The organism is Comamonas sp., assembly GCF_036666375.1.
GTDB lineage: Bacteria > Pseudomonadota > Gammaproteobacteria > Burkholderiales > Burkholderiaceae_C > Comamonas.
In genome coordinates this window covers 1-3,777 of the sequence record NZ_JAVWWA010000200.1, presented here as the reverse complement: position 1 = coordinate 3,777, position 3,777 = coordinate 1, and the positions used below count along the sequence as shown (strand labels likewise).

Genomic DNA, 3,777 nt, shown 5'->3' with positions numbered 1-3,777 from the left:
ACTTCCATGCCGTTGAGCCAGACTTCCCAGCCCAGGCCCCAGGCGCCCAGCGTCGGGTTTTCCCAGTCGTCCTCGACGAAGCGGATGTCGTTCTGCTTCAGATCGAAGCCCAGGGCTTCAAGCGAGCCCAGATAGAGCTCGAGAATGTTGTCGGGCGCGGGCTTGAGCACGACCTGGAACTGGTAGTAGTGCTGCAGGCGGTTCGGGTTCTCGCCGTAGCGGCCATCCTTGGGACGGCGGCTGGGCTGCACATAGGCGGCTTTCCACGGCTCGGGGCCGAGGGCGCGCAAGAAGGTCGCGGTGTGCGAGGTACCAGCACCCACTTCCATGTCATAGGGCTGCAACAGGGCGCAGCCCTGGGCGTCCCAGTACGACTGCAATTTCAGAATGATTTGTTGGAATGTCAGCATGACTTTTTGAGCTTGCGGCAGGCCGGTCCTGCGCTTCGATAAGGGCGCGCGCTGCGCGCGTAAACCGTGATTTTATGTCGGCGCCCGGGTTTGCCGCCCGCGCCTGCCCCCATGGGCATGCTCGGGGCATGGGTCGCCCTACAATGTGCTGCACGTTTTCCACTCCGCCAAGGCCAGTCATGAGTCTGTTGAACATCATCACCAAGCAACTGATCGAAGTCATCGAATGGACCGATGATTCGCGCGACACGCTGTCGTACCGCTGGCCTGACGAGGACAAGGAAATCAAGAACGGCGCGCAGCTGATCGTGCGCGAGTCGCAGCAGGTGCAGTTCGTCTCGGCCGGCCAGTTCGCCGATCTGTTCCAGCCCGGCAAGCACACGCTGAGCACGCAGAACATTCCCATCCTGTCGACGCTGCAGGGCTGGAAATACGGCTTCCAGTCGCCGTTCAAGTGCGACGTCTACTACCTCAACACGCGGCTGTTCACGGGCAACAAATGGGGCACGGCCAACCCCGTGATGATGCGCGACAAGGACTTCGGCGTGGTCCGCATCCGCGCCTTCGGCTCCTACGACTTCCGCATCGTCGAAGCGCCCAAGTTCCTCAAGGAAGTCGCGGGCACCGACCAGAACTTCCGCCTCGACGAGTTCGCCGACACCATGCGCTCGCGCATCGTGAGCGTGTTCACCGAGGCCCTGGCCAAGGCCCAGGTTCCGGTGCTCGATGTCGCCACGCGCTACAGCGACCTGGGCGACGCGCTGCTGCAGCTGATCAACCCCGCGATGCGCGAGAAGTACGGCCTGGAGATCAGCAGCTTCATCCTGGAGAACGTGTCGGTGCCGCCCGAAGTCGAGCAGGCGATCGACAAGCGCTCGAGCATGGGCGCGATCGGCAACCTCAACGACTATGTGAAGTACCAGATGGGCCAGGCCATGGCGGCCGGCGGCGAAGGCAGCGCCGCGGCGACCATGCCCGCGACCATGGCCATGGGCTTTGGCATGGCGCAGGAAATGATGCGCAGCATGCAGTCGGCGCCCGCCGGAACGGCGGGCGTGGGTACGGCAGGCGTAGGAACAGCGCCCCCCGGCGGTGGCACGGCCGCCCCGGCGGACCCGTTCTCGCCCGCAGCGGCCCAGTCGGCACAGACGCCGGCGGCCGCTCCCGCGGCGCTGCAGGTGCTCACGCCCGAGCAGGCCGCGCAGGTGCTGGGCGTGGAGCTGGCCGACGTGATGACCGAAATAGAAGCCGGCCACCTCAAGGCACGCAAGATCGGCGCCAACTGGCGCATCGCGCAAAACGCCCTGGACGAATACCTGCGCGGCTGAAACCCGCGCCTCTCCCGCATATCGACGACCGGCGCCCTTGCGGCGCCAAGGTGGCTTGGCCGTGACCCCAGAACCCTCCCGCTCTCCCGATGCCGGCTATTCGGCCGTGGCCGAAGCACCGCCTCCAGCCATGGTCGGCAAGCATCCCTGCCCCGAATGCGGCGCCAACCTCGAATGGAACGCCAAGGCCCAGGCCCTGCGCTGCCCCTACTGCGGCACCGTCGTTCCCTGGAGCGAAGCCCAGCAACAGGAACTGGGCAATGCCGTGGTCGAGCAGGACCTGGCCGCGGCGCTGCAGAACCCGCAAGCGGGCCGCGGCTGGGGCCAGCAGCGGCGCGAAGTGCAATGCCAGAACTGCCGCGCGATCTCGGTGTTCGTCGACGGACGCACGGCCCAGCGCTGCGACTTCTGCGGCTCGCCGGCCATCGTCGCGCATGAGGAACGCAACGACGCGATCACGCCGCAGAGCATCCTGCCGTTCAAGATCAGCGACGGCCAGATCCGCGACGCGATCCGCAAATGGTATGGCTCGCGCTGGTTCGCGCCCAACAAGCTCAAGAACGCCGCGCTGACCGATACGCTCAAGGGCCTGTACCTGCCCTACTGGACTTTCGACGCCCATGTGCAGGCCGCATGGCAGGCCGACGCCGGCTTCTACTACTACACGACCGAAACCTACCGCGACGCCAACGGCAACACCCAGACGCGCCAGGTGCAGCATGTGCGCTGGGAGCCCGCGTCCGGACAGCTCGCGCACTTCTTCGACGATGCGCTGGTGCCGGGCACCGTGGGCGTGCACGCGGCGCTGCTGCGCAAGATAGAGCCTTTCCCGACCACGACCGACCTCAAGCCCTATACGCCCGAGTTCGTGCGCGGCTGGACCGTGGAACGCTACCAGGTCGACCTGGGCAAGGCGGCCGAACTCAACCGGCAGGACATGGATGACGCGGTGCGCCAGATGTGCTCGCGCCAGGTCCCGGGTGACACCCAGCGCAACCTGCGCGTGCAAAGCCGCTACCAGGGCCGCACGTTCAAGCACACGCTGATGCCGGTCTGGCTCGTGGGCTACACCTACGGCCGCAAGAGCTACCAGATCGTCGCCAACGGCTACACCGGACAGATCGCCGGCGAGCAGCCTTATAGCTGGGTCAAGATCACGCTGGCGGTGATCCTTGCGCTGCTGGTGGTGCTGGTGCTGGTATCGATGAGCCAATAAGCGGGGACCGGGTGCCGATGGGAGAATGCCTCCCGCAAAGCCCGCCCTATCGAAGCCATTCAATGTCCACCCCGTCCCCAGCGCGCAACCGGAATCTCGACCTGATTCGACTGATCGCCGCCATCCTGGTGATGTTCAGCCACTCCTATCCGCTGGCCGGACGAGCGATAGAGGAACCTTTTCTCTGGACTTTCGGGCATACCGGCGGCGACATCGCGCTGTGTACTTTCTTTGTGATCAGCGGATATCTGATTTCCGCCTCGTATATCCGCAGCCGCAGCGCGCTCGACTATGCATGGAAAAGATGCCTGCGCATTTTCCCTGCATTGTTCTTTGCTGTGCTTTTCTCCATTGTGCTGGGCGCATTCCTGACCCCGCTTGATTTGCGCGACTACATAGCCCACGAGCAGACGCGAGCCTACCTGGGCAATATTGCCCTGAGCATTCAATACAATCTGCCGCTGGTCTTCGCGGAAAATCTCTTTCCGCACGCAGTCAATGGCTCGCTCTGGACCTTGCCCGTCGAGGTTTTCATGTACGCCATGGTCCTGGTCATGGGCCTGGCGGGCATTCTTTCGGCCACGTTCTCGGCACTGGCGGCGGGCCTGTGCATCCTGGTTGTATTCGCCCTGCGCAATTTCGACCTGGGCGGCCCTTACATCGTTCTGGGCGCGGCCGAACTCTCGGTCGCCTTGCGGCTTGCGGCCTGCTTTTTCATTGGCGCCACGCTGTATTTTCACAAGGACAGGATCCGCTACCACGGCGGCATTGCGCTGATATTCCTGGCCATCATTTTCCTCGCGAAATTCACGCCGCCATCGCT

The 3,777-nt window shown here is 64.2% G+C and carries 4 protein-coding genes; 3 read left to right on the top strand and 1 reads right to left on the bottom strand.

The features are described 5' to 3' along the window. The coding region (locus tag RR928_RS24495) for a glycine--tRNA ligase subunit alpha (RefSeq protein ID WP_332684680.1) at window positions 1-410 on the bottom strand (410 nt) is incomplete at its 3' end. Between the two features lie 179 nt (window positions 411-589). On the opposite strand from RR928_RS24495, the gene RR928_RS24490 reads away from it, so the two are divergent. The 3 genes from RR928_RS24490 to RR928_RS24480 all read left to right on the top strand — a co-directional run. Then, window positions 590-1,738, top strand: a complete 1,149-nt coding sequence (locus RR928_RS24490; protein WP_332684678.1) for an SPFH and helix-turn-helix domain-containing protein — start codon at window positions 590-592, stop codon at window positions 1,736-1,738. A 130-nt stretch (window positions 1,739-1,868) separates the two neighbouring features. Continuing rightward, complete coding sequence (locus RR928_RS24485) at window positions 1,869-2,954, top strand: TFIIB-type zinc ribbon-containing protein (RefSeq protein ID WP_332538996.1); 1,086 nt, start codon at window positions 1,869-1,871, stop codon at window positions 2,952-2,954. A 62-nt stretch (window positions 2,955-3,016) separates the two neighbouring features. Further along, the coding region (locus RR928_RS24480) for an acyltransferase family protein (protein WP_332684676.1) at window positions 3,017-3,777 on the top strand (761 nt) is incomplete at its 3' end.